Genomic DNA, 26,701 nt, shown 5'->3' with positions numbered 1-26,701 from the left:
CACACTTTAGGAACCCTGAATCCTCAAATCTGAAATGCTGCAGGCCAGGACTATCCATATCTGTAAAATTTCCTCTTTACATTTCTGAAAATTCAACCTATCATATGGATAACATTCTATGAAGAAGGGGACTTAACATGATTGTTTTAAAAAATCAGGAATTTATCCAGCGCGATAATGCAAAAACTGATATTGAAGACCGGGGATATACGTTCGGGGATGGGGTTTATGAAGTCATACGAGTATATAATGGTGCTTTTTTTATGCTGAAGGAGCATTTAGAGCGTCTTCAGTTCAGTTTAACAGAGACAGCTATTCCTTATGATACTGACAGCGAAGACCTGGGAACGCTTCTCAATCAATTAGTATCAAAGAACCAGATTAAAAACGGTGCCATTTACCTTCAAATTACGAGAGGAATTGCCCCACGCAGTCATCCATACCCTAAACAAACACCACCACAGCTTTATGCGTACCCAATTCCGGTATCAAGCCCTGTGGATGCACAACAAAATGGCGTAAGTGTGACTTTATTGGAGGATAGACGCTGGCTCAGGTGTGATATTAAAAGCCTCAATCTTCTCTATAATGTCATGGCTAAACAGCAGGCGAAGGAAAATGGCCATTTTGAAGCCCTGCTCTATCGTGATGAAGCCCATATTACGGAAGGATCCTCCTCTAACTTTTTTGCTGTTAAGAATGGGACAGTCATCACCCACCCTGCCAACAACTACATTTTAAATGGGATTACCCGCTTAGCAATCTTAAAGGTCTGCGATCAGCTTGGTATACCATTTGAAGAAAGAGAGCTGCGTATTCGTGATCTGGAAAGCATAGACGAGGCATTTCTCGCTTCTACCACTTCAGAAGTGGTGCCAATAACGGAGGTTGATCAGCAAAAGATCGGGGACGGAAAGGCTGGCGAAATCACCAGTCGTATTCTGGAAGGATTTAAGGAATTGATCAGACAGGCTGACGTATAATGTCAGCCTGTTTTATAATTCCGGCAGAAACCACTGATAGTAGTGGAAGCCCCAGTAAATCATCAGAATCCCTGTTAATACGGCACTGCCTGTCCAAATGATGCGCCAATGATGATGTTCTTTAAATTTTATATAAATAATAATGGCAGGAAAAATAAGAAAGACAAACAGGGAGCAAATAGAAAAGGCAAACAAGCCCGCCCCTGCCAGAAAATAACTTGTCATCAGGCTAAATGATCCCAGAAGTGTAAATATCGGAACCACTAAAAAAAGTGGTGTCATGAGCAGGAAGAAATACGTTCGATAGGGATACGTGTTTATAAACTCCTCCAGCTCTGCTGATGATAACCAGTTCATTAATGATACCCGCTTGTTTCTGCTCCATTCAACAACACTTGTCCCTATTTTTTTCATATTGCTTTGGATGGCATCCATCATTTCACCCCTTCTCCATCAAACTTATATTCCTCTTTACGCATATTTTTAAACCTGAACCATTTCCCTATTTACGCCATTTCTATTAAAAAAACCTTCTTTTTATATGAATCACGTTTATAAATTATGCCTCTGGTCTACCCTATTCTTAGCTTAAAAATTTTATGAACCTTGTCTTATTATCTTTTTCTATCTTTGTTTTCATGCTAATATAAAGGAAGAAAGTCAGGGAGGGATAAAAAAATGGGCGTATTAGTAGAAAGTACTCCAAATCCAAATGCAATGAAATTTACAGCAAAAGAAGCGATTTTTTCAGGAGAAGGCAGTATCTCTGTCATGCCTGGACAAACGAGTGAATATGAAATTCTGAATGAGTTAATGACGCTTGACGGTGTTGATAACGTCTTTGGCTACAAGAACTTTATTACCGTTAACAAAACCTTTGATGCAGAGTGGGATCAGCTTACACCAAAGGTTGAAGAAGTATTGGAAAACTACGGCTATTAAAGGTCAGCAGGAACCACTCTCAGCAAGTAAAGCCACAATAAAGGACAAGCAGTCTGTCTGAAATGATAGAAGCGGAAGCACATGATAAGTGCTTCCGCTTTTTTAGAAATAATAAGGGCCTAAGAACAGTACATAAAATAAGAACTGTAAGCCTATAAAATAGCTGTACTTCCCTATAAGTCCCCAATCCCTTTTAACAAGCAGAATACTTACAAAGGAAAGGAGTGAAAATCCAAGGATAAAAACCAGATCGTTTCCAGGAAAGGAAATATAACCGGGAGCCATGGTATAAGCATTATCCGGGAATAAATGATTTCGGAGCAGCAGAGCTCCCAGCGTATAAACAATCATACCTCCATAGAAAACTTTCGGATTCCGCTCAAGGCCATCTCGATTACCTTTCCATCGATAGTAAAGAGCTGCCACTCCAAAGTACAGAACAGGGATTAGAATCAGTATTAAAACTAAGTAAAGAATAAAAGCTGCTGTTGACAGATCACCAATACTAATCCCAAAGGCAATTAAGTATTCATTCAGTGAACGATTGTTTGTTTTTTCAATCATATTAGGGTGACTTGACGACATCAACAGCTGATACTCACTTCCATCAATTCTGTCCTTCCATCCAATGGCTTCTCCCCCGATAAAAAATGGACGAGAGGTTAATGAATAAGTATTGCTTCTCCTTTCAACTTTCAGGTTTTGGTCCGGACCTAACTTCATGTGATAAGCATTCATTGCCTGTTCATCATTCGTATCCGTAAAAGTAAAACCGGCACTTCTAAATAATACTTCTAGCTTACCATCCTCATCTGTCCTTAGTTGAAATTGTGAAATTTCCTGTAAGGGCGTTTGAGTAACGGGATCTTTCGGTTGCAGTTCCACTAATTCAATTTCAGGCTTATCTGTATCCACTGAACTATAGAAAAAATAAAAATCTTTATTCTGCTTGCTTTGCGTTTCAGCAGAGACAGCCAGATGAAGCTTGTCCTTCCCGGCAGAAAATACGATTTCATTCATCCTGTTACTCATACCCACATTGACAGTAGTTTGAGTAAACTCTGTATAGGATTTTTCCTGCTCCTGATACTTAAAAATAGATAAGATTCCTTTATTTAAATCACTTGTATATACCAGAACATAAGGCCCTGATACCTGGATTTCTTCAAATGGATGGGATGACGAAAAGATTTTCTTCTTCTCTTCCGTCTTTAGATTGAACTGAAAAACATTTTGTCCCTGTGAGTAATAAATGACACCATCCTCACCTCTGTGGAATATTTCTGCCTCATCTATTACTTCACCTGTATTTCCATTTATAATCGAGCCTTCATCAAAATAATAGACGTGATCCCCATGTACATAAAAGCTATCCACACGTTCACGATCAACAGGGATGACGTTTTCTCCCTTTTTTGAAAAGTCAGCGTCATAGCTCACGTGATGAATCGATCCATTACGAAGAAAATAAAGGTCCGTTCCATTTTTGTCTGCCTCAACCTGTGGATCATGAAAGCCATCCATTTTAGCTACCTCAAGCCCTCTGCTCCATCCTTCTGCAGGCGGGGCAGTAAAACGTTGCAGATTCGTTACAAATAATAAAACAAAACCGGTAAGTATGATGAGTACGGGGATGATCCAGAATAGTTTTTGCCTTAAAGCGTTCATTGTAAAATCTCCTACTTTCTATCTCGAACAAATTTTCAAAACATTCTTACCTATTTTAACACAAAAAAGTTTCATTGTAGCAGACAGAAAATAAAAAAAGGAGATGCCAAAGTAGGTGGCTCTCCTTTTTCATTTCTTACCATTATTTTTCACCATCAATAGACAACGACACTTGCTTAACGAAGGGATTGTTCTCATTAGAAGGCTGATGGACAGGTTCAGGGAGCAGCATAACCGTTGCTGTATAGTCTCCAGGTTCTGCTTCCTTAAAGTCCCATGCCTGTTCCCAGGTTTTGGTTTCTCCCGGCTCGATCTCATAATCAACGATGGCTTGTGTAAACATTCTGCCTTCTGAATAACGGTACACAACCTCATCTGATTTTTTAGATTTTATGATAATTTCATATTGCTGGCCTGATGGAAAAGAAATCTTCACCTGCTCGTCCGTGGGATTGGTCAATTCCATCTGAAAGGTTATTTGATCGTCCGATTTTTCTGATGTCACTTCATACGCCAACTGTTTTAACAATGCTAACCCATCTCCCTCATTCTTCTGTTTATCCTGATCAGCTGGTAAAGGGTCAGCCTGAGTCTGGTCACCCTCATCTACCGAACCGGATGTACCGCACCCAAAAAGAACAACCAGAAGCATAATGAGTGATGTCACGATTAAATATTTTTTCACATAAAAAACCTGCCTTTTTGGAAGACTGTCTGTTACATAAATAGACGAACTTCATCCAAAAGCGTTACAGATTTATACGACCTTTTCATCTTCTTTCCTGAAAAATCCGAATATCCCCGTTGTCTGAACAATATTGGTAAACGCATTTGGATCCACATCGCGAATAATATTTTCCAGATCATACAACTCATAGCGCGTAATAACCATGATGAGCATATTCTTATCCTCTTTTGTAAAAGCTCCTTTGGCAGGAAGCGTTGTAATCCCCCGCACCATTTTCGCATGGATGGCCTTTTCAAGTTCATCAGCCTTAGTCGTAATAATCATGGCTGTAAGCTTTTCGTGACGCGTATGAATGGCATCAATAAATCTGGTGGTGACATACAGAGTAACTAATGTATAAAGTGCTTTTTCCGGATCATAGAGATAACCTGCCATTAAAATAATAAACCCGTTCATGATTAGGAAATACACACCTATTGGCCGATCCTTCATCTTGGAAAGAATCATGGCAATGACGTCCATTCCTCCAGTTGAGGCTCCCCATTTAAGAGTAATCCCAATACCTATTGCTGCCAGAATCCCTCCAAATACAGCATTAAGCAGAATATCGTCAGCAAGGTTCTGCAGCGGGATAATTTCCAGAAAGAATGTCGTACAGGCCACAGAAATGGCACTGTATACAGTGAAGCCTCTTCCTACTTTAAACCAGCCCAGAATGGTCACTGGGATATTTAACAGGAATAAAAGAATACCGGTTGAAATATCAAACCCTATAAAATCTTTAAACACACTGGATAATATTTGGGCAAATCCAGTAAAGCCACTGGCGTAAACATTGGCCTCAATTAAAAATAAATTTAAGGAAAGAGCATTTAATAAGGCTCCGATAATAACAATAATAAAACGTTTCGCTTCAAATATGAACAACGTCTTCACCTCTCTTCCAGCATTCATAGCTATCGTCTATCTAGTGAATCATTCTGTTTTTTTTTAAAAGGAATAGAATGAACACGAATTTGTACGATATACATTGACGAATGGCCGTTTCCAATATACACTAAGGTACAAATAATACCATAAAATATAGTGGGTGAAAATATGAACGTGAAAATTATTACAGATTCTTCTTGTGATTTACCAAATGACTATTATAAAGATTATGATATTGATATGGTGCCGTTAACCGTCCATGTAAATGATCAGGATTACCGTGATGTGAAAGACATTGAGTCAAAAACGGTGTATGATGCCATGAAAAAAGGTGCGGTACCTAAAACATCACAGGCCTCTCCCGAAAACTTTCTTCAAGTGTTTTCTTCCTATGTTGAACAAAGCCAGCCTGTTGTGTATGTTGGCTTTTCATCAGAGCTTTCAGGAACCTTTCAAAGTGCCAAAATTGCACAGCAGCAAGTCCTTGAAGAACACCCTGATGCTGAGGTTTTTGTTGAAGACACCAAATGTGCATCTCTTGGTCAAGGGTTAGTTGTTCTGAAAGCCGCCCAGATGGCTGAAAATGGTGAAGCTGCTGAAGACATCATTAAAACCGTCCAGTTTCATGCAAGTCATATGGAGCACATCTTTACGGTTGATAACCTGGAATACTTACAGCGCGGTGGAAGAGTAAGTAAAGCTGCTGCCTTTTTCGGAGGACTTTTAAATATTAAGCCTCTTCTCCATGTTGAAGAAGGCCAGCTCGTCCCTCTGGAAAAAATACGCGGAGCTAAAAAGGCTAAAGTTTTAAAGCGTATGTTTGAAGTGATGGAGGAACGAGGGAATGAAATCAATCGGCAGACTATTGCTATAAGTCATGGTGACGATTTGGAAACAGCCGAAAAGCTCGCCTCAATCATTAAAGAAAAATATCAGCCTGAAAAAATCCTTATAGGTGATATTGGTTCGGCGATTGGAGCCCATGCAGGACCTGGCACCATTGCATTATTTTTCTTAAATGATCTTTACAAATAATCTACCCTACTTCATGACTCTTAACACTTATTTTATAAGATGTTAGAAACTTCCTCCCTTACTGAAGAAATTACCACGCATGAATTCTTTTATATCGCCTTTTATCAACGATTTGTGTGATAGAATATGAAATTGAAGGTGATGAAAGAAACATCATGATGAAACAAAGGGAGGAATTATTTATGCGTCTGAAAGATTTAATCGTTGAGTATCACGATGAAAAGAATGAATGGCCGGAATCACCAAGCAGCCTGCTGGATTTCTGTCAATATAAATACAATAAAGGAGAAATCCCGGCAGCCACCTACCGAAACCTTTTCTTCCAACTACATAAAGAAGAAACAACCTCCGCGCATTAGTAGAAAAGCGAAGGCGACCGCTTAGGCCTGGGAGTCGGAGCTGAACAGTAGAAAAGCGGATAAAATATCAAAAAATCCATTCCATGGGATTTTATAATCCTGTGGAATGGATTGTTTTATGGATTTATCATGCATTAACTGGCCGTAATACCCCACTTCAAGTCTTGAGGGTAAACCAAAAAGAATAAGTGGGGGATAAACGGCCAGTAAATTCCTGATAAGTTCAACTAACCATCAGTGGGGGATTGAAATCCCCCCACTGATGGAAGTTTCCCTTTATAATGATGGAAGTCTTTTTATAAAATCTATCAGTCTGTTTATCTATTTTATCAATCTATTTTTATATCATTCACGTCTATTTGTGGTTGATATCGTTCATTAATGTTGAGCCAGCTCTCATATACGCCGGGTTTCTGTATTTATCGGTTAATTTCCAGTTTGAATCAGTCCTTTCACACGTTTTATCCGTTTGTTGAAGGTTGATTCATGTCATTTTTCCTTGCTAATCAGTCTGTACGCACCTTTTCTACCAGTCCACCCGCATCCTATTTTGAACACACGAAAAAGGCTTAAATCTCTCAATAAAAGATTTAAGCCTTTTTCGTGTAAACATAGACTTTTCCTAAACTTTACCCAAATAATGAAACCCCATATGGAAGACGGCCGAAGCCAAGTACAAGGGCTATGATAAAGGCAATAACCAACTGGGTCCACCAGGATTTTGTTGCCCCGCCTTTTTGTTTCCTCACCGCAATGACCTCCATTGCAATGATCACCCATAATCCGGCAATAGCCTTAATGATTAATTCTCCACTCATGCTTCCATAGTTAGCGAATAAATCCCCACCTGAATACAGGATAAGTAAATAATCCAAACGCAAAATCATGTGCAGAATTTTTGCCGGCTTTTCTTTTCCGGATTGATTGGAAAAAGCCAGTACAATCGCAAACAAAATGAGGGCCAGAACCCACGCTGTAATATGTAAATGTGTCACGTTCTCTCCTCCTTACAAAGTCATTCATTGTCTATCATATCATCTTTTTGTCCAATCTGCTAATTAATTCAGATAATTCATTATAATATCCAGAATAAACTGTTATAATGATTATATTCAAAATATTTCACATATTTGTTTGGAGGGATTTTCTTGTCGATCACCAGTACAAATGTCATTGAACAAACCGAAAAATATGGAGCACCTAACTATTCACCACTTCCGATTGTCACTGCTAAAGCAGAAGGAATCTGGGTAGAGGATCCAGAAGGTAATCGCTACTTAGATATGTTAAGTGCCTATTCTGCAGTGAATCAGGGACACAGACATCCCAAAATTATTCAAGCGTTAAAAGACCAGGCGGATCGTGTCACCCTTACCTCCCGTGCCTTTCATAATGATCAGCTTGGACCCTGGCTGGAAAAGGTCTGTAAGCTGACCAATAAAGACATGGCCCTTCCAATGAATACCGGAGCTGAAGCCGTGGAAACAGCAATAAAAGCTGTACGTCGCTGGGGCTATGATGTGAAGGGCATTGAGGAAGATCAAGCAGAAATTATCGCATGTGAAGGCAACTTCCATGGTCGTACAATGACAGCTGTTTCCCTTTCCTCTGAAGCTGAGTATCAACGAGGATTTGGGCCGGTACTTCCAGGCATTAAGGTCGTTCCATATGGAGACATAGACGCTCTCAAAGAAGCTATTACGGAAAATACGGCTGGATTTTTAATCGAGCCTATCCAGGGAGAAGCAGGGATTGTTGTTCCTCCTGAAGGATTTCTTAAAGAAGCCTATGATTTGTGTAAAGAAGAAAATGTATTATTCGTGGCTGATGAAATTCAGGCAGGACTTGGGCGTACAGGAAAGATGTTTGCCTGCGACTGGGAGGATGTAGAACCTGATGTGTACATTTTAGGAAAAGCATTGGGTGGCGGAGTTTTCCCCATTTCTTCAGTCATTGCAAACGAGGATGTACTAGGCGTATTCAATCCAGGCTCACACGGTTCGACGTTTGGGGGAAATCCACTTGCCTGTGCGGTTTCTGTAGCATCACTGAAAGTTATCGAGGAAGAAAAACTTGCTGAGCGTTCCTACGAATTAGGAAAACATCTGAAGCAGGAACTGGAAAGCATCGACAACCCAGTGATTAAGGAAATTCGCGGGAAGGGGCTGTTTATTGGCGTAGAGCTCCATGAGCCTGCCCGTAAATACTGTGAGGAACTAAAAGAAAAAGGGTTGTTATGTAAAGAGACCCATGGAAATGTCATTCGCTTTGCTCCACCACTTACAATCGAAAAAGATGATCTGGACTGGGCCATTGAAAAAGTTAAGGAAGTTTTATAGTACAAACAAAGGCGAACCGCCCGTTTGGCCAACTGCGCCTCCCAGGCCATTATAAAAGACGCGACATTTATCGCGTCTTTTTTCTTACCTTACATAATGACCATCTACTCCAGCACAAATTTTTCAGAACAGTTTTCTGTCATCTGATTGATTTTTTCAGGATCAGAGGAGATTTCAATTAAAAACACGAGGTGAGACATCGCTATTTTCAGTCCATTCTCAAAGTGAAAAACAAGTACTGCGTCATATTCCAGCTTTTCTTCATATTCAGATAAATCAACCGTATAAATTTCAATCTTATTTATTGTTGACCAAATATGAATACCGGCAAAATTTCCTGTTAGTGCGTATCCATAGCCATATTCATCATTCTCATATCCAATATTTTTAGGATGTTTAAGTTCCTCTACGGATAACTTCCAATAATCATCCCCCATATCTGTTTCCTTATGGTGATTGGTAAAAATCACATAGGACTTCTTCTGTAATTGATTAAGACTAAAAGAGGCTGAATCATCAAGTGTGTATGTTTGACTTCCATATTTAGTATCAACTTTTGGACTTAAAATTCCATTCAGTTCCAGTCCTATCATTCCTTTTAAAATACTTAGTTCCTCATCAGATAACCGCTCGCGAAAGATTTTCATAGGGATTCGTTCCTCCCATATTCCAAAACATTCATACTGATATTTTTCCAGGCGATTCTTTTTATGTAATAACATCACTATTCTGCAATTGTTAATTTTCAAATCAAGTATAATTAATAAATCGGATCACATAAGTACACCTAATCCTCGGTTTCGGACCATTCAGAATAAATCTCCAAAGCCCACATTTCCGGTTTTATTTCCTTCACACCCTTAATAGCGATAGAACTGTCTTTTTCCACTTAAGGATTCGCCTCCTTAAAAAAATTAATCGTTTTTTTCATTGAGTTATCTATTTCTATAAAAGAGCATGATTCCCTGTTTATTTACAAAAGATTTTGAATGAGGCTAATAAGATCATGCTTAGTGGTTTACAAGCTGATATATTTCAAGGTCAACCTTTCCAGCATCACTTACTTCCACACCTTCAGCACGCAGGCTCGTTACCTGATCAAAAAATGCTTCTTCCCCTTTTATAGCAACCTGACCTCTGGCATTGATCACCCGATGCCATGGCAGCTGATATTTTTTGCTCATGGAGTGAAGAATGCGAACGACCTGTCGTGCTGCTCTGGGGCTTCCTGCAAGAGCTGCGATTTGTCCGTATGTCATCACCTTTCCTTCAGGGATGTCCTGTATAATCGTTATGACTTTTTCAGTAAAAGGTGTCAAAATGCTGTCTCCTTTCTTCTCCGCATGGGCTGCTTTTTCATGTAAGTTAAGGAACGCCAAATCCATTCAAGAGGACCAAAATAAAAGCGTGCCAGCCACCATTTGCTAAAGAAAGCCTGGAAACTGTAAATCGCGAAAACAATAGCGACACTCCAAATCGGACTTACTTTCCCATACAAATTGAAGCCTGGTCCGTAGAATAATAGAAAGCATAGGATCGATTGACTCAGATAATTCGTCAGAGACATTTTACCTGCATACGTTAAAAACTGAAGTCGCCTACCCCATTTTTGATGCTGAAACAACAGCGTAATGGCGGTAAGATAAAAAATACTGGAAGCCGCTCCCCCGATATGATCCTGGATAAAACTTAGCCACTCCGGATTCCCCGCCAGATAAGGGCCTGCCTTAAATATAAGAAAAATGGCCAATGACACATACAGAATTCTTCTTACTATGGGGTGAAAAGTATCCACATCATGCAGCCATCTTTTCTTCATCAAGAGCATTCCGATTAAAAACATCGGTAATAAAGAGATGATTAAAAATAGCAGTCCAAGAAAACCGCTGTTTGCATACATCCAGTCCTGAAAATTTTGCGTCACAATGGTTATATAGGAATCGCTTGTATAACCATTAAAAGCATTTGTAATGGCTTCTCTGTTCACCCATCCCAAATACTCCCTCGACATATACAGAAACCAGGTATACAAAACACCGGGAATCATAAGCAGTCCCCAGAACCATCTTGAAAGAACCCGGGGCTGTTGATGAAAAAAGAAAAAGAGTAAAAAGCCAACGCCTGCGTAGCTTAATAGAATATCCCCATGCCATATAAGAAAAGCATGAATGAGCCCGAATGCCAGTAAAATAAACAATCGTCTGACCAGTACTTTATTATTTTGGAGTCGTTCCCACATCATCTGCACACCGAAACCAAACAAAAGGGAGAATAACGGATAAAAGCTCGCTTGAAAGAAGATATCAATAAAATCTTGTAACCCATGGTTTACAGATCCACTCCAGTACTGTTCTTCCCCGCCATAAAGAAAGAATGGCGCGTTAAAAGCTGGAACATTAACCATTAAAATCCCAAATAAAGCAAAGCCCCGTGCTCCGTCAATCCAAGGCAGGCGCTGGGAACGTTTCATTGGTGAAGGCATATTTAATCTCCTCTCCTTATTCAGTCAAATCAAATAATAACCGCGAACAAATACCTTTATATATACATACATTACCACAAAAGGAGGCGATGGTTATGCCTGCATTTGTCGGAGCAGTAAAGGTAAACAGTGTCGGCTCCTCCAGCATTTTTCATATTGGCGATGTCTATGCCATGTCTCCGGTAAGCTCTGCGAAAACCTTCGCTGGTGGAGGATCCTTTAATACAGGGGACGGATTAACCCTTTCATTAGATCAATCGTATACGTACGTAACCGATTCAGATACTATGGATCAGACCATCATGGGTAATGCTTAAGAGGTGATATTGATGAGCTGTACAATTTATCAGAATATATCCATTCGCTTTTTCCGAGTGGGCTCAGTGACGAATTCGTCTGTTCTGCAGATTGGAAGCTCCGGAACGATTCAGGGACTGTCGAATTTATACAATACAGGAGGTTATGAACAGCCTGCAGAAGAAGCCGAACCTATCGGCGAAAGTATGGAATACCAGCCCTTTGTTCCACTGGCTCCTCCTTCCTGATGCACAAAAATTCAGGAACATGCATACGATGCTTTAGATATTCGCCCATTTCAGGAGGGAAGGGCTTATGCACTATTATGACTGGCAGCAATATTTAGCCACATTGGATAAGAAAATGAAGCAGCTGGAAAAACAAGTTCAGCACCTGGAAAGTCAGCTGCAGTCTGTACAGGATAAACCTTCCACAAATATTGAAAAAATCGAGTACAAATTCGATCAGCTGAAAATTGAAACCTTAGAAGGAACGTTAAATATTGGACTGTCCCCTGAAGGTTTATCCTCCACAGAAGACCTTTCCATTCCAGACAATCAGCAGCAACAGCAGACCAGCTCTTCCAGCGGTGACCAGCCACTCGTCCGGGACATTATGCAGCAGCTGCAGCCCTTTATGAATCAAGAATTACCATCTAAAGTAAACCAGTTCGCTCAACAAGCAGAAAAATCCTTTCCACCAGGATTTGAAAAAATGATTATTCAGGACGTCTATAAGCAGCTGCCAGAGCGAATCCAGTATCATATCCGTTCACATGCCGAAAATCAGAACGGTTTACTTAATCAGCATACAAAAGAACAGATTATCGAAGAAGTAAAACATGAAATGCTTCATTCGATTCAAAAATTTATCAATGGTGATCATGAAAAAGGAGGTCCATCATGAACTTTACCGTACACAACTGGGGACTTGATGTAGGGCATGTCCACATTACAGGGGTTTCATCATCATCCGTATTCTTAATTGGCGATAATGAAACGATTAAGCTTTCTTCCATGTTTGATACGCCACCCGAATCTTACATTTTCGGCTCCATTGTTCCATTTGGGGCAGGCAGGGGTGACTAATTGATGAAACGAAATGCTAAGGTACAGCATATGTATATTAATTCAACTGCCTATGCATCCTCCATTCAAATCGGTGATGCCATAAAAGCCGATCCTTATATTCGGGCATTAGCTGTACAAAAGGAAGGTGCGTTTTTCGATACAGGCGATTTTCCTTTTTCCGATTTCCCCTTCTTTTCCCGGCCTTTTCCGGAAATTAGAGAAGACGTTTCCATTCAGCAGCACCGCCACCACAAAAACCGCGATATTCATGTTCATTCTATAGACATTGAAGGGATCACGGGGTCCTCAATCATGCAGGTAGGAAGCTTAAAAGAGATTGATGCAAAAGCAAGATTAAAGCATTTTCGGATTTTAGCGGATGAAAATGAGGATGGAATGGAACAAAATCAGGATATTGATGAAAACGAATAGAACCATTTCCGGTATAGTTCATATAATAATCATGTAAGCACAGTGGCATAAAAGCCATTAAAATTCCCAGTTCTCCTTGCTATACGTTCACAATCAGCAGATAGAGGGAAACTTTCATCAGTGGGAGGTTTTCTCTATTCCCTACTGATGGTTAGTTGAACTTATCAGGAATTTACTGACCGTTTATCTCCCACTTAGTCTTGTTGGGTTACCCTTAAGACTTGAAGTGGGGGTATTACGGCCAGTTAACGCGTGATAAAACCGAAAAAAGCAGGTGTTGTCTAATGCCTTCTATGGTTGGACCCATTAAAATAAACAGTGTAGGTGGGGGCGTCGTCAATTTTGGGGATGCCTTCTATTTAGCACCAAAGTCTTCCTCAAAAACCAACGCAGGCTCCGGTGCCCTTAACACAGGCGACTTCATCGTCACCAACAACGGCCTAAGCTCAACCAACCCATTCGACCCAGACGTACAGGACCAGGGCAACGTTGGGAATGCGTAGAAAAGCGAAGGCGACCGGTTAGGAGCCATAGCTGGACAATAGAAAAGCGGAAGGGCATTGCTTAGCCTCTTTCGCTTTTTTCTTCAGAACTATTAGATGAAAATTCCATCAGTAAGGGGATTTCGGCCAGTTTAATGCGTGATAAATAAACCCTCACTTTTTAATTGATATATGCTATCACATTGTTCTGCTACCATATTATTATGAGTTGCTAATATAATCACCAATCCTAATGATTTCATTTCCTGAAAGTAATTTAATATACTTATTGCTGTTTCATCATCTAAAGACCCCGTAGGTTCATCAGCAATGATAATTTCAGGTTTATTGACCAAAGATCGTGCAATACCTACTCGTTGCAGTTCCCCTCCAGATAACTTTTCTATCCTTTTATCCAGAAGATGATAAATTTCAAACTTATTACTTAAAAATTTTATCCTCTCCGTATATGATTTTATTTCATCCTTTTTTTTAAAGAAATGCGGTATACAAATGTTTTCAAAAACTGTGAGTTTAGGAATCATTGGGCTAAATTGTGATACATAGCCAATTTTTTCACCTCTTATTCTTGAAAGTTGATTTAAATTCCTTTCATCCATTTTAAAATTATCAAGATAGTACATACCTGTAGATAATGGTTCTAAACCTGCCATTATTTAGTAGTGTACTTTTTCCAACACCACTTTTCCCTATTATGGCTATCATTTGTCCTGCATCTACAGTCAAATCAACATTTTGGAATATAAATGAACGGTTAAAGGACTTACTTACACTTTTCATGGAAATATGAGACACATTACCACCTCTTCAACTGTTGAACTATATCAATATTTTTGAAAATTTTATTCATATACATCGAGCCCATAAAAGTAATAGTAAAACCAACAATAAGGCAAACAAATGAATAAAGGAGCAGCAACGGAAAGGAACCTCCAGTAAGGAAGGAAAAAGGGATTATAGGGATAACTATTCCAACGAAGGTCAAGAGTATAAACTCGTTTCGAATAAGTTTCGTTATATCCAAAATATTAGCACCACTAATTAGAAAAACAGTGTAGGTATCAATATTTTTTCTAACCTTTAGCTTTAACACATAAATTAAAGTACACAATGTAACGAAAAATAATAAAAAGATAAGGATAATGATTAAATATAGATTAGCTTCAGTCATATTAACTAAGACATCCATAGTGACACCATCTGCTCCAATAATTTCATAATCATAAAATTCAGTATTAGTTGATATCTTATCCAACAACTTTTTTGTTTCCAGAGGAGAATTTTCAGTAATTAGAAGGCTATTTACCCTGGAAAAAAGTGTAGCCCTTACAAACAATTCATTTGAAGGATCCTGTAATAACTCCTTTACAGCTTCATCAGTAAAATTTAAGGCAGGCATCATTATATATTTGTCTAAATGGACTTCTGGTTCACTCATACCCATAATTACTTGAGAAGGAGCCAAGAATCCAACTACCTCTCCTCTGAAACTTTTATTATATAAAAAAAGATCCAGCTTATCCCCTAATTGATATATCCCAGAATAGTCACTTCCTAAAATAACTGGTATTGTAGTGTTATTTGTCTCATACGTATATTCGTTTTTTTTTAAAGAGCCGACCTCTATGGACTTTTAAATTATTAAGTTCAAATACATTTTGATTAGCTTGAATAGTCAAAACCATAGTATATTTCTTATTAGAAAGGTTAGATTGCCCTCTTTTATAATAAGGAACGAACTGTTGAGTTCCTTGAAAATTTTCCACACCCATTGGTTGTAATTTGGCAGAATAGTAGATTAAACCTGAGTAAGTAGATAATGATTTAGAAAAGTTAAACAATAGGTTATATCCTCTATCTTCTAAAAAAAAATCAGATTCCCTCTCGCCCATTAAATTATCAGATATTTGATATATATTTTTTCCTTCAAAATTTCTGGCAGTCTTTGACTCTATGTTTGCATGATTTAAATTAATAATTAAAACATAGATTAAAGAGAAGAAACCAATGCAAACCAGAATATATAATAAATTTAAAAAACGGTTTTGCTTCCAAAGAACTTGTAAGGTTTTCAAAACTATTTCCCGCCTTTTCCTGCCGTATAATAGAAAACTATGATTATGCTAGTTATACATAAATAAACAATAAACCCAATGATTAAAATAATGAAATTTGATAACCAAACATCTGACCAAAACTCACTCATAAAATGATTGTATAAGGATGCAATACTTAGTAAAAGAAGCGATATAAAAACATAAGGAATCAACTTATGTTTTTATATCGTGTAATAAATCGTGTAGTTTGAAATACCTGATAAGAACAGTATTTTTATGAGATATTTTTCATTCATTAACCAGTTTGTACTAATTACAAGAAATATTATAACCATAAATAGTATAGCTGTTTTTAACCCAATAATGATCATTTGATTTGAACGCTTCGAATAAGTACCGAATAATTCACGTTTCATTTCTGTGTACGAATCTATATTTATAGCTTCCTCTAAAGTCTTGTTTGTATTTGGATTTGGAGTAGAAAATATAAACTCTCTACCATTATTTAGTTTAACTGATTCTTGGTTTGAAATTAGCCACACATCGTCAATTAATTGATATGAATTTGGATGATTGAAATATCCAATAATTGTGTAATCTGATGGGACCACATTTTTATCTACTGTATTTCCAATCACAGCAATGTTAGAATTATTTAAATCTAAATTATATGAGGCAAGGAAATTAATACGTGGAAGTTGGACATCATCACTCAAATAAACGTGCTTTAAATTAGAGGATTCTGAATTGAATTGAAATAATATATATTGGCTATCCGTTTTCTCAATTGATAAGGATTCCTCTACAGTAAACATAATCGAATCTTCATTTATATAACCGTTATTCACCATATTTATGTAATCTAAATATGATAGCACCCAAAATGCTCCGGCACAAAACACATTTATAAAGAATAGATAAATAATATATTGAACGTTTAGTTTCATTAACTTTTTGTTAATCATATTTAAATTAATAAAGAAGAATAGAGATAATCAAAACTGATTATCTCTATCTCTTTATTGTTAACGCCCCCAATAAGTATGTGCTGTATAGAAGTTAGTCGGAGCATATCCGCTTCTAGCTTCCGTTTGATCCCATCCCCAAACCCTTCCACTATCACCTATGATCTCTCCGCTAGTCCATGACTCATACCTAGCTCTAGAGTAATGATATACATAAGGCCAAATTGTTGTAGCAACAACTCGTTCATACATTTATTTATTATGATAGTAGCATAGTTGGATTAAATTGTTAATACATTTTTTGGATGTTAAGATTTGTTTTTATAATTATTAGGGGGGCTTTGGGTTCAAAAATAGTCCTATTTTAATCAATCATTCCCTAAGAGCTTATCGATATTTTCTTTTTGTTGTTTTTAAAAGTGAAGCTAAAAATAAAGCCCAAATCACCAACGATTTGGGCTTCAATACAATATATTCATTACAACTCTCTTTAATCAACCTCAAGCAGCAGAGCCTGATCAAAGAAGTAAAGATAGGCTCCCTTCACAGGCTGATTCCAGATTTGCTCCACTGCCTGGCGATACATCTGTAACTGAAGCCGATATCTCTTTCTATAGTTCTCCTTATCCTTTTCGCTTAACTCCTCTGGCAGCTGGTCGGTTTTATAATCTAACAGAATCCAGCCGTCATCATCCTGAACCAGGCAGTCGATAACCCCCTGCAGTAGAACCTTTTCCCCTTGCTCTTCACTATTCTTCCAATCCGCATACACTTCTTCGGCCGGCAAGCCAAGACTAAAGGGAATTTCCCGTACAACATTACTGGATTCAATCAATTTCTGACCAATTTCGGTTTGATAGAAATAAGCAATGGCCTTTAGATCAATGACCTGTGCTTCCTCTTCTGTCAGAAGCTCTTTTGAAACAAAGCTCTGTACATACGTTTCGATTTCCTCTTCAGATAATGCTTTATCAAATGGAAGGTGCTGCATGACCGTATGCATGGCACTTCCCTTTTCAGCTGCGGTCAAGGTTTTCTTTTCCTGCATAAAGCGCGGGCGTTTCATGATTGGACGCTGGTGCTGAAAACTCCGGACCAGAGTATCGCCGCTGTATTCATCCTTCATTTCCCGCTGACGCTTTAACTCTGTTACCGACTGTTTTGCCCGATGGTAGGCTGCTTTCTCATAAGGATACGAAAAGGTTAGCCTGCGTTCTACTTCGTCATATAAGCTGCCTCGCTGATCATCCAACGGCTCCCAATCCATGACGGACTTCTTCAAATGATCCTCACGATCCTTTGTAATGGTTTCCGGATTGGCGTACTCACTGGCATGATGAATCGTAATTCTCCAGCTTGATTCATCCTGCCAAATCTCTTCAGGGATAGCAGAAGGTGTCTCATCCTCACCACGCAATGGACCCCCCGACTGATGACGAATTAAGGCGGGAGCCACCCAGTCTAAGTAATTGGTAGACTCCAGGCGGAAATAAGGGGGCAATACCCATTCCTGTTCTTCGGCAATGGTTTGCCATTTTTCTTTTCGTTTTGCCAGATCTTTTACATTCCCAACCATGACAAGCTTTTCCTTCGCCCGGGTTAAAGCCACATATAATACCCGCATTTCCTCAGCAATCATTTCCCGGCGCATAGCTATTTTCAAGGCATTATAGGGCAAGGTTGTATACATAATCCGCTTGTCGGGATCAATATATTTCATGCCCATTCCGTAATCTTTGTGAAGCAGATACTTGGCTTTCAAGTCCTGTTCATTAAACATTTTGTCCATGGCACCCACAATAACAGCCGGGAATTCCAGGCCTTTGCTTTTGTGAATGGTCATAATGCGGACGACATCTTCCTGTTCTCCCAATGCCCGGGCAGCTCCAAGATCTTCCCCTCGTTCTTCCATCCGTTCAATAAAGCGGAGGAAGCGGAACAAGCCCCGGAATGAGGTGGTTTCATAGCTGCGCGCACGGTCATATAAGGCACGGAGATTGGCCTGCCGTTGTTTTCCGCCCGGGATTCCCCCGACAAAATCATAGTATCCCGTTTCCCGGTAGATTTGCCAGATCAGTTCTGACAGCGCCCCTTGTCTGGAAAGCTGACGCCAATTTGTAAGCTGTTCTAAAAACTGTTGGGCGGCTTCTGCTGTTTCTCCATTTGCTGTTTTTACATAGGCTTTTAACGCTTTGTAATAGCTATCCTTTGGGGCTGCCAAACGAATCTGCGCAAGAGCTTCCTCATTCAGTCCTACAATCGGTGAACGTAAAACAGAAGCTAGCGGGATGTCCTGCTGCGGGTTATCGATCACTTTTAACAGACTAAGCATAATTTTGACTTCAATTGCTTCAAAATAGCCGGAAGAAAGCTCGGCATAAACCGGAATCCCCTGCTGTTTTAATTCTTCAACAACTGTTGGTGCCCAGGACATGGATCTCATCAAAATCACGATATCCCGATATTGTATGCTGCGAAGCTTTTCCGTCTGTTTGTCGACTACCTGCATGGGTGAGCTTTCGCCGGCACCAATCCATTCCTTAATTTTTTCTGCATAAGCTCGTGCTTCAATCTGCGCTTTCTTTAAATCGCGGAAATCCTCTTCTCCCTCCGGTTCCGGCGGGGCTTCATCCCAATCCGCATTATCCACCAGCAAAAGCTCACTGTCTGTGTCGTTGGAAATCAGCTCGTCATAGATTTTATTACTGTAAATCAATTCAGCTTCCCGGTCGTAATTAATCTCGCCTGCTTCCTCATCTAATATCTGTCGGAAAATAAAGTTTGTCGCCGATAGGACCTCCCAGCGGCTTCTGAAGTTACGGGATAAATCAATTCGAACATTCTCATTATCCTGTTCAGCAAATGTTTTATATTTGGAAATAAACAGACTTGGCTCCGCATGACGGAACCGGTAAATACTCTGCTTCACATCTCCAACCATAAACCGCTTGCCGGCATCCTCTCCAGCGGTAATCATCTTCAAAATCATTTCCTGAACGTGGTTGGTATCCTGATATTCATCGATTAAAATCTCCCGAAACTGTCGCTGATACTGTGTGGCAATTTCAGAGGGTTCAGTCTGACTTTCCTCGGATTTCTCCATTAAAATCTGCAGGGCAAAGTGTTCTAAATCAGCGAAGTCAACAAGGGCCTGCTCCTTTTTACGAGCCTGAAAACGGTGGTGAAAGTCCAGTACTAAGGCCGCCAATTGCTTCATAACCGGATAGAGCTCCTGCAGGTCCTTCAAATAGGACTCCCGGCTGCGGGAAAACCATTTTTTCTGCAAATCCTCAAATCGTTTTTTGTAGCTCTTACGATAGGATTGAACCTTTTTCTTTTTCTCTTCATCACAAACCACTTTTTTACGTGACAGAGCCTGAAATTTTCCGTTCTCCTGGAAAAACTGCTGCAGCTCTTCCCATGGAGCATGAATACGGGCTTTTGCCTCCTGAATTTTTTCACGGTCAGCATCAATGACCTCTGCATAGTGATAAGGTCCATCGTTATCCCTGGTGAGTTTTAAAGCTAAATCGGTTTCCTTGAACATGGCATTCAATTGCTGTTCGATTTCGGACTTAATCAGTTTCATCCAGTCAAAATCCTCCAGAGTTGTATCCTCTGTTACCTGATACATGTCCATCTTATCCATCAGCCAGTTTTCAGGTGACGGATTTTGTCTGGCAAAATCATAAAGCTTTGTGACCAGCGACTCAATTTCCACATCACTGCGGTCACTGGAAAACCGGTCTACAAGGGCAAAAAACTTTTCCTGCTCTTCTCCTTCTTTTCCATACCATTCCTCAAACAGATCCTCTAAAACCTCCTGGCGTATAAGGTCAGCCTCCAGATCATCTGCCAGCCGGAAATTTGGATCGATATCCAGTTGATAGCTGTATTTACGGACAATATTTAAGCAGAACGAATGCAGGGTTGAAATCTGTGCCCGCTGCAGCAGGGATAATTGTTTCTTTAAATGGTTGGAATTAGGATGTTCCTTTAATGCGGACTCAAGCGCCTCCCCAACCCGGTTTTTCATTTCCTGGGCAGCTGCATTTGTGAAGGTGACGACCAATAGTTCATCGATATTGACCGGATGATCCTGGTTGAGCAGCTTCTGAATAATCCGCTCGACTAATACAGCCGTTTTCCCGGACCCTGCTGCCGCAGCAACAAGGATATCCGTCCCATCTGTATAAATCGCCCGTTCCTGATCCTCTGTCCACTTCATCTACTGGTCCTCCTCTCGTTGTTCCATCTCAGCCAAAATGTCATCCTGGTCCTGCTTTTTCAGAATGCGATAATTGTTCTCTTCCAGGGTTGCATCAAACTGGCAAACCGACCGGAATGGGCACACACTGCAGGCGACCTTCTGTTCATCCTGGAATGGATTTAAATGGATTTCTCCGCTGGTCATCGTCGTTCCGGCCTGTGTTAACAGTGATCTAACATAGGTCCTTAACCGGTCAAAAAGAGCGTGATTTAATGTCTTAGAATACTTCTGGAAGGTACCATCCTTTTTCAGGCCGGCCGGGACAACAGGACTTGAACCTGTAGAAAGGTCCAGGTCCATTTGCTGGACCACCTGCTCATCCTCCAGCAACAACCCCTTCATTTTAAAGTCTTTAAAGATTTCTGCTTCTATCGTGTCTCTATTTAAAGAAGCGGGATCCGAAATAATGGGATCGTGAACGTGGAAATATAACACACCGGCAGGATTCGCACCCTTTCCAAGCCATTGTTCTGCATTGCTTAAAACGACATCCAAATAGGCGAGCATCTGCAGGGATAAACCATAATACACTTCTTCTAAATTCAAGTCTTTGGCACTTGATTTATAGTCGACAATTCGTAAGTACAGGTCATCCCCTATATCAGCCCGGTCCACCCGGTCAATTCGGCCCCGAAGGACAAGCTCATAGCCATCCGGAAGTGGCAGATTCATAGGTGGAAGCTTCTCTTTGGGACCAAAGCCAAGCTCAATGCCAGCCGGTGAGAATTCACTCCGTTTCGCCTGCTCAGCCAGAATATTTGCGGCTCTGCCAATGACCTTTTCGAGCTTACGCAAAATATACTGATAACGGTTTGAACTGAATAGAATCTGATGCTGCAAGATCGGCGAAAGCTTTTGAACCGCCCGCCTTGCATAGGCTGCCGCCTCGTCCGGAGATAAGTCCCGGTAGCTTCTGCCCTCCTGAATGATCCAGTCGGTGATTTGCTTTAGCGCTTCATGAAAGAGCTGACCGATATCCGGAGCATCCAGCTTATATACCGATCGCTCCTGCAGTCCTAACGCATATTGAGCAAAATGCTGATATTCACAGCGATAAAAGGATTCAATACGGGATACACTGGTATTTACCCGTTCAGGATACAGCTTCTGAGCCGTTTCTTTAGAGAGCTTCACAGGCTTATTTTCATAAAACAGACTCAGGAAAACCTTGCGGGAGCTGCTGATCTTCGGATGATTTACGACAAACCAATGATAAGCCTCCCAAAATACATCCTGAATTGGATAGCCCCGTAAATATCGCGCCAGCTGTGATGTTAAAACAGCCCGGGTTTTTTCCGGAACCGTTAAAAACCGCATCGGATCTTCTTCGTCTTCATCTTCCAAAAGCAATCTCTCTTCTGCTTCCGGGAACATTTCCTTCATCCGGCTTATCAGCTGGGAAGGGGTTTTTGTCTTCCCTTCTTCATTACTTAAAGGATAGCTGACCCACAAATAGTCTCTTGGTGCGGTAAACGCTACATAAACATAAAAACGGTCATCCAATAATTGTCTGGAACTGCTCTCAGCCAAGGCTAATCCATGTTCAGACAACAAATCCCGTTCCTCTTCCGAAATCATTCCTTCTCCTGCAGGCTTTAGAGGCCAAGTTCCTTCATTAACCCCTAAAAGGAAGGCGCCCTTAACGTTGGAAATTCTGGACCGATCCACATCCCCTACGATCACGTGATCCATGCTCGGCGGAACGTGCGCAAAGCTTAAGGACTCAAATCCGGTTTCAAGTGTCGTCCGGAAAATGGAGAGACTCATCTCCTCGTCCCCAATCATTTCCACCATTTCATCCAGCAGTTGAACGACAGCGTCCCACACCTGCTCCTGTTCACGTGCCCGTTCAATTTGCCCCTTCTCATCATACTCATTGCGCCAGGCTTCCAGTGTCTCCGGTACCCCAATATCCTCAAGCCATTGAAAAATAGCCATACATCGTTCTTTCACAGTACGGCGGGAACGGATTTGTTCATCAAAAGAGGCGAGAGATGCGGTTACCTGTTTACGAAGCCGATTAATCCGCTGCTCTTTTTCTTTCTCTTCATCCGTCTTTCTCTTAGAATCAAAGCCGCGGAACTTCTGATAAATCCAATCATTTTCCTCCAGCCAGCGGTTACGATTACGAATGCCATATTCCAGAACGTAATTTTCCAGCTCGTCAATATTCTCCTGGGATAACGGCGTCTTCTGATCGGTTGATGGGATAAAGTCGGTTTTTAACACACGAAACAGCGCATCATAACGCCATTGTCCCTCAACCATATCTAATGCCGAACGGATAAGTTCCACCAATGGATGATTCAGCATCGTCCGTTTTTCATCAAGAAACACCGGAATACCATAATCTGAAAAAATGGTTTGAATTAAATCATGGTAAATATCAGCATCTCTTATAAGAATGGCTAATTCACGATAGCGGAAGCCCTCGTCACGAACTAAATGAAGAATTTCCTGGGCAACCCCTTCCACCTCTGCTCTCGGATGAACAGCCTGGGCCAGCTTTATCGGTACCTGCTCCTGATAAGGGGCAACCGGATGCTCATCAAAATAACGCTCTAAATGGGCAAAGTACGGGCGATCCAGGAACCTCTCCTCTTCAGGCTGTAACCAGAATGGCTCTTTTACCTGAATTTGATTTTGCCGGGCCATTTCCCGAATTTGTTCATAGGTCCTTTTCGTCTGGTAAAATAAGTCCAGCTCTTCTGGTTCACCCGTTGGCGTTTCATCTACGGTCAGAGAAATCGTCACTTGATTTGCTTTATTCATGAGTGCTTCCAGAACGTACAGCTCTTGTGGGGTGAAGCGGTAGAAGCCATCCAGGTAAATATCTGCTCCTTCCAGAAAATCTGCTTCCCCTATTTTTTCTGCCAGCAGCTGCAATTGATCTTCGCTATCCATATAGTGCTCTTTTAATGCTTCTGTCAATTGTTCATAAATATAAGCAAGATCCTCCAGCTTATACTGCAGTGTCTTCTCACCAGGATAGGAATGTTTAAACTCGTTCATCTGCTCCGTGAGATCCACTAATTCATCTGGTGAAACCCTGTAACGCTTGAATTCCGTAATCATTCCCTCAAGCTGTTCCATAAATCCCTGCTTTTCAATCGCTTTCTGGAATACCTTCCAGTCACCCTTGCGCTCCTCGGTAATTTTCCGGAGCATCATCTGAACACCCGTTGAAGTAATAAATTTTTTAATTCCTCCACCGGTTTCCTGAAAGACCCTCCAGGCAAGCCTTGAAAAACTGAACACCTGAGCCCTGATGGAGCCCTGTATCCCGCTCTGTTTGAGAAGAGCATATTCCTGATCAAAGGTCATTTGCTCCGGAACAATATATAGAATAGGAGGTCCATGAGGAGAATCGTTCAACTGTTTTTGAATGCTGTCCAATGTATGCTGGCTCTTTTCCGTACCTGCTCGGCCTAATATGAATTGTAATGTCATGTTTGCTCCTCCCTTCCCTTAACCAATCCGGCATCACCTGCATAGGCTAGTTACTATATTTTAGAATGACAGGGGTGATGCCAATGCTGAAACAACCAGGAGCGGCTGGCACTGTACTTATTGTTGCTGGCATTTTTATTGCAAGCAACCTCTATACAATGCTTCCTATTCAAGCTTACCTGGCTGATACTTATTTCATTTCATTAGAAGCCACCTCTATGGCCAGCTTCTGTTTTATTTTTTTCTATGCATGGGGTCTGCTGACTTTCGGAATCCTTGCTGACCGATATGATGAAAAAAAGATTCTCACCTATGGAATGCTGATCTTAAGTATTCTTACTCTTATCATCCCATTTGCTCCCACCTATTCTTTCTTTTTGGCGGCAAGAGCTTTACAGGGAATTCTAGCTGCAAGCTTTGCCCCAGCTGCTTTCAGCTATGTTTTCAGAAACTTCGAAGGAAAAACCCAGACGATCTCCATTGCTTTAATTAATACAGGATTTCTGTTCGCCGGGATTTTCGGACAGATTTTATCAGCCTTTTTCGTTTTTTCATTTTCATTCCATACTCTATTTTACGCCTTTAGCGGGATCTATTTCACTTGTTTTATCTTACTTTTGATCACATTAAAGTATTCCAAAAAAAGGAAGAGTGGCCGGAACCATCTCCTCCTTCATATTGTAACACTTATTCGACATCAGACCCTTAGAAAATTATATTTCACTACATTTTTTCTGCTGTTTACCGTTATGCTCTTCTATGGTGGATTTGAGATTTTTCTTGCAACAGGAAATGAAACCTTCCCGTTCTCCTTGCAGACCTTTCGCTTTATTGGGCTTATCGGAATCATTCCAGCCTTTTTTGCCAGCCGGCTGGAGGTACGATTTGGACCTGTATCTGTTCTGGTCACAAACCTTTTACTCATGTCAGCAGGATTTCTGTTCCCGATTTTCTATTTACATGAATGGACCTTAATCATCGCGTCCATTTGTATGATTGGTTCCACTTCCCTGACCATTCCTATGGTGATTCTGTTAGTCGGACGATTTGCAGGTGAAGCTAAAGGGCGGGCAATTTCTTTATATTCCTTTACGCTGTTAACTGGGGCAAGTATCGGGAGTGTCTGTGCAGCCTTTATACCTTTTCAGGAGATGATACTGGGGATTGTGACAGTATTTGCCGGATTGGCATTCATCACCCATACACTAAAAAAGGATCAGGCAGTGGATGTAGCCTCCTATCATAATGGATAGGAACCTCTACTGCCTCATCCTTTTAAAGCGATAGCCATGTGTGAAAATCAGTCACAGCACAGATGAAAAACGCTATTTATAGGCTTGTTTTGAAGCCTTGGAAGAGGGATCTTCATCCTGCTTACGATTTGTCTGATCGCTAAGTTTAATGACTTCCTCTTCTTCTTCTGATTTCTTTTGCAGCTTTCGTTCAACGATTTTTCCGATAATCCAGAAAAGGGCAATACAGACACCAACAATAATCGTTTTAACAGGCTGCTGAGCAAACGATGTAATACTTTCTCCAACATACGAAATGGTAAAAATCATGACAGCCTTACCCATGATAACGGCTAATACAAACTGTTGAAAGTGTATTCTGGATAGACCTGCAACGACATTAATAACCGATGAGGGTGAAAACGGAAAGCATAGCAGTAAAAATAACGGACCGAAGCCATGTCGTTCAAGCCAATGCATCACTCTTTTCACCTGTTTGTTTTTCTGAATAAATTTTAAAGGTCTTGTATTTCCCAGCTTTCGAATAATCAGAAAGACAATAATGGCTCCCATTACTGATCCAATCCATGATAGAAGAAAACCTTTGAAAAGGCCGTAAGCCATAGAATTGGCCAGCACAAAAACAAACAATGGCAAAAAGGGCAACAGGGCCTCCAGCATAGGAAGAATCAGCCCGGGTAAAGGCCCAAAGCTTTCATACGTTTCCAGCAGCTTCTTTATGAACTCATCAAATGTATTATTTTCAAACATATTCTGTATATCATCAAAATTTTCAATACTAAATATCATCATTCTGCTCCTAACATGTCGCCTATTCTTTTATTATATCTTTCATTTTAAAGAAAAACGACCTTTTTGCCCACATAATTCGGAATTTTTTTATTTTAGTTGCATTTCTTTTTTATTGTTCCCAAATTTTTTTAGTTTTAAAATGGCCGATCATTGTATATAATAATCATAAGAACAAATGTTCGATTA

28 protein-coding genes are annotated in these 26,701 nt (G+C 40.3%); 12 read left to right on the top strand and 16 right to left on the bottom strand.

What is annotated here, in order from left to right; translation table 11 throughout:
- Nucleotides 1–137: 137 nt before the first annotated feature.
- Nucleotides 138–983 carry a D-amino-acid transaminase gene (gene dat, locus ABD006_RS08680; protein WP_343839809.1) on the top strand — a complete coding sequence of 282 codons (846 nt, stop codon included), beginning with the start codon at nt 138–140 and terminating at the stop codon, nt 981–983.
- A gap of 12 nt (nt 984–995) precedes the next feature.
- Here the strand turns inward: dat and ABD006_RS08675 are convergent, their stop codons facing one another.
- The gene (locus tag ABD006_RS08675) at nt 996–1,397 is read right to left on the bottom strand and encodes a hypothetical protein (protein ID WP_343839806.1); all 402 of its coding nucleotides are present in this window, start codon (nt 1,395–1,397) and stop codon (nt 996–998) included.
- 264 nt (nt 1,398–1,661) lie between these two features.
- Between ABD006_RS08675 and ABD006_RS08670 the strand changes: the two genes are divergently transcribed.
- Nucleotides 1,662–1,925 (top strand): NifU N-terminal domain-containing protein, encoded by a 264-nt coding sequence (locus tag ABD006_RS08670; RefSeq protein WP_343839805.1) that lies wholly within the window; start codon nt 1,662–1,664, stop codon nt 1,923–1,925.
- Between the two features lie 102 nt (nt 1,926–2,027).
- Here ABD006_RS08670 and ABD006_RS08665 read toward each other — a convergent pair whose 3' ends face one another.
- The 3 genes from ABD006_RS08665 to ABD006_RS08655 all read right to left on the bottom strand — a co-directional run bounded on the left by ABD006_RS08665 (nt 2,028) and on the right by ABD006_RS08655 (nt 5,208).
- Nucleotides 2,028–3,593: a hypothetical protein gene (locus tag ABD006_RS08665; RefSeq protein ID WP_343839803.1), complete on the bottom strand. Its 1,566-nt coding sequence runs from the start codon at nt 3,591–3,593 to the stop codon at nt 2,028–2,030.
- Between the two features lie 142 nt (nt 3,594–3,735).
- Nucleotides 3,736–4,278 carry a BsuPI-related putative proteinase inhibitor gene (locus ABD006_RS08660; RefSeq protein WP_343839801.1) on the bottom strand — a complete coding sequence of 181 codons (543 nt, stop codon included), beginning with the start codon at nt 4,276–4,278 and terminating at the stop codon, nt 3,736–3,738.
- A 72-nt stretch (nt 4,279–4,350) separates the two neighbouring features.
- Nucleotides 4,351–5,208, bottom strand: a complete 858-nt coding sequence (locus tag ABD006_RS08655) for a YitT family protein (protein WP_343840302.1) — start codon at nt 5,206–5,208, stop codon at nt 4,351–4,353.
- A gap of 171 nt (nt 5,209–5,379) precedes the next feature.
- On the opposite strand from ABD006_RS08655, the gene ABD006_RS08650 reads away from it, so the two are divergent.
- Together ABD006_RS08650 and yppF are read left to right on the top strand one after the other, a co-directional pair.
- Complete coding sequence (locus tag ABD006_RS08650; protein ID WP_343839799.1) at nt 5,380–6,246, top strand: DegV family protein; 867 nt, start codon at nt 5,380–5,382, stop codon at nt 6,244–6,246.
- Between the two features lie 155 nt (nt 6,247–6,401).
- On the top strand, nt 6,402–6,605 hold the full coding sequence (gene yppF / locus ABD006_RS08645; protein ID WP_343839797.1) for a YppF family protein: 204 nt from the start codon (nt 6,402–6,404) through the stop codon (nt 6,603–6,605).
- Nucleotides 6,606–7,234: 629 nt separating this feature from the next.
- Here yppF and ABD006_RS08640 read toward each other — a convergent pair.
- On the bottom strand, nt 7,235–7,600 hold the full coding sequence (locus tag ABD006_RS08640) for a YisL family protein (protein WP_343839795.1): 366 nt from the start codon (nt 7,598–7,600) through the stop codon (nt 7,235–7,237).
- Nucleotides 7,601–7,753: 153 nt separating this feature from the next.
- On the opposite strand from ABD006_RS08640, the gene ABD006_RS08635 reads away from it, so the two are divergent.
- On the top strand, nt 7,754–8,944 hold the full coding sequence (locus ABD006_RS08635; RefSeq protein WP_343839793.1) for an ornithine--oxo-acid transaminase: 1,191 nt from the start codon (nt 7,754–7,756) through the stop codon (nt 8,942–8,944).
- Nucleotides 8,945–9,048: 104 nt separating this feature from the next.
- Here ABD006_RS08635 and ABD006_RS08630 read toward each other — a convergent pair whose 3' ends face one another.
- From ABD006_RS08630 to ABD006_RS08620, 3 genes are all read right to left on the bottom strand, one after another.
- Nucleotides 9,049–9,591 carry a hypothetical protein gene (locus ABD006_RS08630; RefSeq protein ID WP_343839791.1) on the bottom strand — a complete coding sequence of 181 codons (543 nt, stop codon included), beginning with the start codon at nt 9,589–9,591 and terminating at the stop codon, nt 9,049–9,051.
- Between the two features lie 363 nt (nt 9,592–9,954).
- Complete coding sequence (locus tag ABD006_RS08625; RefSeq protein WP_343839789.1) at nt 9,955–10,263, bottom strand: MGMT family protein; 309 nt, start codon at nt 10,261–10,263, stop codon at nt 9,955–9,957.
- Nucleotides 10,260–11,426: a DUF418 domain-containing protein gene (locus tag ABD006_RS08620; protein WP_343839788.1), complete on the bottom strand. Its 1,167-nt coding sequence runs from the start codon at nt 11,424–11,426 to the stop codon at nt 10,260–10,262. The genes ABD006_RS08625 and ABD006_RS08620 overlap by 4 nt, the downstream gene beginning before the upstream one ends.
- Before the next feature lie 95 nt (nt 11,427–11,521).
- Between ABD006_RS08620 and ABD006_RS08615 the strand changes: the two genes are divergently transcribed.
- From ABD006_RS08615 to ABD006_RS08590, 6 genes are all read left to right on the top strand, one after another.
- Nucleotides 11,522–11,743: a spore germination protein gene (locus ABD006_RS08615; protein WP_343839787.1), complete on the top strand. Its 222-nt coding sequence runs from the start codon at nt 11,522–11,524 to the stop codon at nt 11,741–11,743.
- Nucleotides 11,744–11,755: 12 nt separating this feature from the next.
- Nucleotides 11,756–11,971 (top strand): spore germination protein GerPB, encoded by a 216-nt coding sequence (locus ABD006_RS08610; protein WP_343839786.1) that lies wholly within the window; start codon nt 11,756–11,758, stop codon nt 11,969–11,971.
- 67 nt (nt 11,972–12,038) lie between these two features.
- A complete protein-coding gene (gene gerPC / locus ABD006_RS08605) occupies nt 12,039–12,629 on the top strand; it encodes a spore germination protein GerPC (RefSeq protein WP_343839784.1) in 591 nt (196 codons plus the stop codon).
- Complete coding sequence (locus ABD006_RS08600) at nt 12,626–12,811, top strand: spore gernimation protein GerPD (protein WP_343839783.1); 186 nt, start codon at nt 12,626–12,628, stop codon at nt 12,809–12,811. Before gerPC ends, ABD006_RS08600 begins: the two co-directional genes overlap by 4 nt.
- A 3-nt stretch (nt 12,812–12,814) precedes the next feature.
- Nucleotides 12,815–13,225, top strand: coding sequence for a spore germination protein GerPE (locus ABD006_RS08595; RefSeq protein WP_343839782.1), 411 nt, complete (start codon nt 12,815–12,817; stop codon nt 13,223–13,225).
- A 284-nt stretch (nt 13,226–13,509) separates the two neighbouring features.
- A complete protein-coding gene (locus tag ABD006_RS08590) occupies nt 13,510–13,728 on the top strand; it encodes a spore germination protein (RefSeq protein WP_044161490.1) in 219 nt (72 codons plus the stop codon).
- A 131-nt stretch (nt 13,729–13,859) separates the two neighbouring features.
- Here ABD006_RS08590 and ABD006_RS08585 read toward each other — a convergent pair whose 3' ends face one another.
- The 7 genes from ABD006_RS08585 to addB all read right to left on the bottom strand — a co-directional run bounded on the left by ABD006_RS08585 (nt 13,860) and on the right by addB (nt 24,470).
- Nucleotides 13,860–14,381, bottom strand: a complete 522-nt coding sequence (locus ABD006_RS08585) for an ABC transporter ATP-binding protein (RefSeq protein WP_343839779.1) — start codon at nt 14,379–14,381, stop codon at nt 13,860–13,862.
- Nucleotides 14,338–14,433, bottom strand: coding sequence for a hypothetical protein (locus ABD006_RS08580; protein WP_343840299.1), 96 nt, complete (start codon nt 14,431–14,433; stop codon nt 14,338–14,340). Before ABD006_RS08580 ends, ABD006_RS08585 begins: the two co-directional genes overlap by 44 nt.
- 91 nt (nt 14,434–14,524) lie before the next feature.
- Nucleotides 14,525–15,172, bottom strand: coding sequence for a hypothetical protein (locus ABD006_RS08575; protein WP_343839777.1), 648 nt, complete (start codon nt 15,170–15,172; stop codon nt 14,525–14,527).
- 142 nt (nt 15,173–15,314) lie between these two features.
- Entirely contained in the window at nt 15,315–15,803 is a 489-nt protein-coding gene (locus ABD006_RS08570; protein ID WP_343839775.1) for a hypothetical protein, read from the bottom strand.
- 203 nt (nt 15,804–16,006) lie between these two features.
- Nucleotides 16,007–16,600 carry a hypothetical protein gene (locus tag ABD006_RS08565; RefSeq protein ID WP_343839773.1) on the bottom strand — a complete coding sequence of 198 codons (594 nt, stop codon included), beginning with the start codon at nt 16,598–16,600 and terminating at the stop codon, nt 16,007–16,009.
- 640 nt (nt 16,601–17,240) lie between these two features.
- Nucleotides 17,241–20,978: a helicase-exonuclease AddAB subunit AddA gene (gene addA, locus ABD006_RS08560; protein WP_343839771.1), complete on the bottom strand. Its 3,738-nt coding sequence runs from the start codon at nt 20,976–20,978 to the stop codon at nt 17,241–17,243.
- Complete coding sequence (gene addB, locus ABD006_RS08555) at nt 20,979–24,470, bottom strand: helicase-exonuclease AddAB subunit AddB (RefSeq protein ID WP_343839769.1); 3,492 nt, start codon at nt 24,468–24,470, stop codon at nt 20,979–20,981.
- 83 nt (nt 24,471–24,553) lie between these two features.
- Between addB and ABD006_RS08550 the strand changes: the two genes are divergently transcribed.
- Nucleotides 24,554–25,723: an MFS transporter gene (locus ABD006_RS08550; protein ID WP_343839767.1), complete on the top strand. Its 1,170-nt coding sequence runs from the start codon at nt 24,554–24,556 to the stop codon at nt 25,721–25,723.
- Nucleotides 25,724–25,795: 72 nt separating this feature from the next.
- Here the strand turns inward: ABD006_RS08550 and ABD006_RS08545 are convergent, their stop codons facing one another.
- Nucleotides 25,796–26,515 (bottom strand): TVP38/TMEM64 family protein, encoded by a 720-nt coding sequence (locus tag ABD006_RS08545; RefSeq protein WP_343839765.1) that lies wholly within the window; start codon nt 26,513–26,515, stop codon nt 25,796–25,798.
- Between the last annotated feature and the right edge of the window lie 186 nt (nt 26,516–26,701).

Origin of the sequence: Salinibacillus aidingensis, assembly GCF_039522525.1 — a bacterium.
GTDB classification, from domain to species: Bacteria; Bacillota; Bacilli; order Bacillales; family Alkalibacillaceae; genus Salinibacillus; species Salinibacillus aidingensis.
This window is presented reverse-complemented; position numbering and strand designations above follow the sequence as displayed.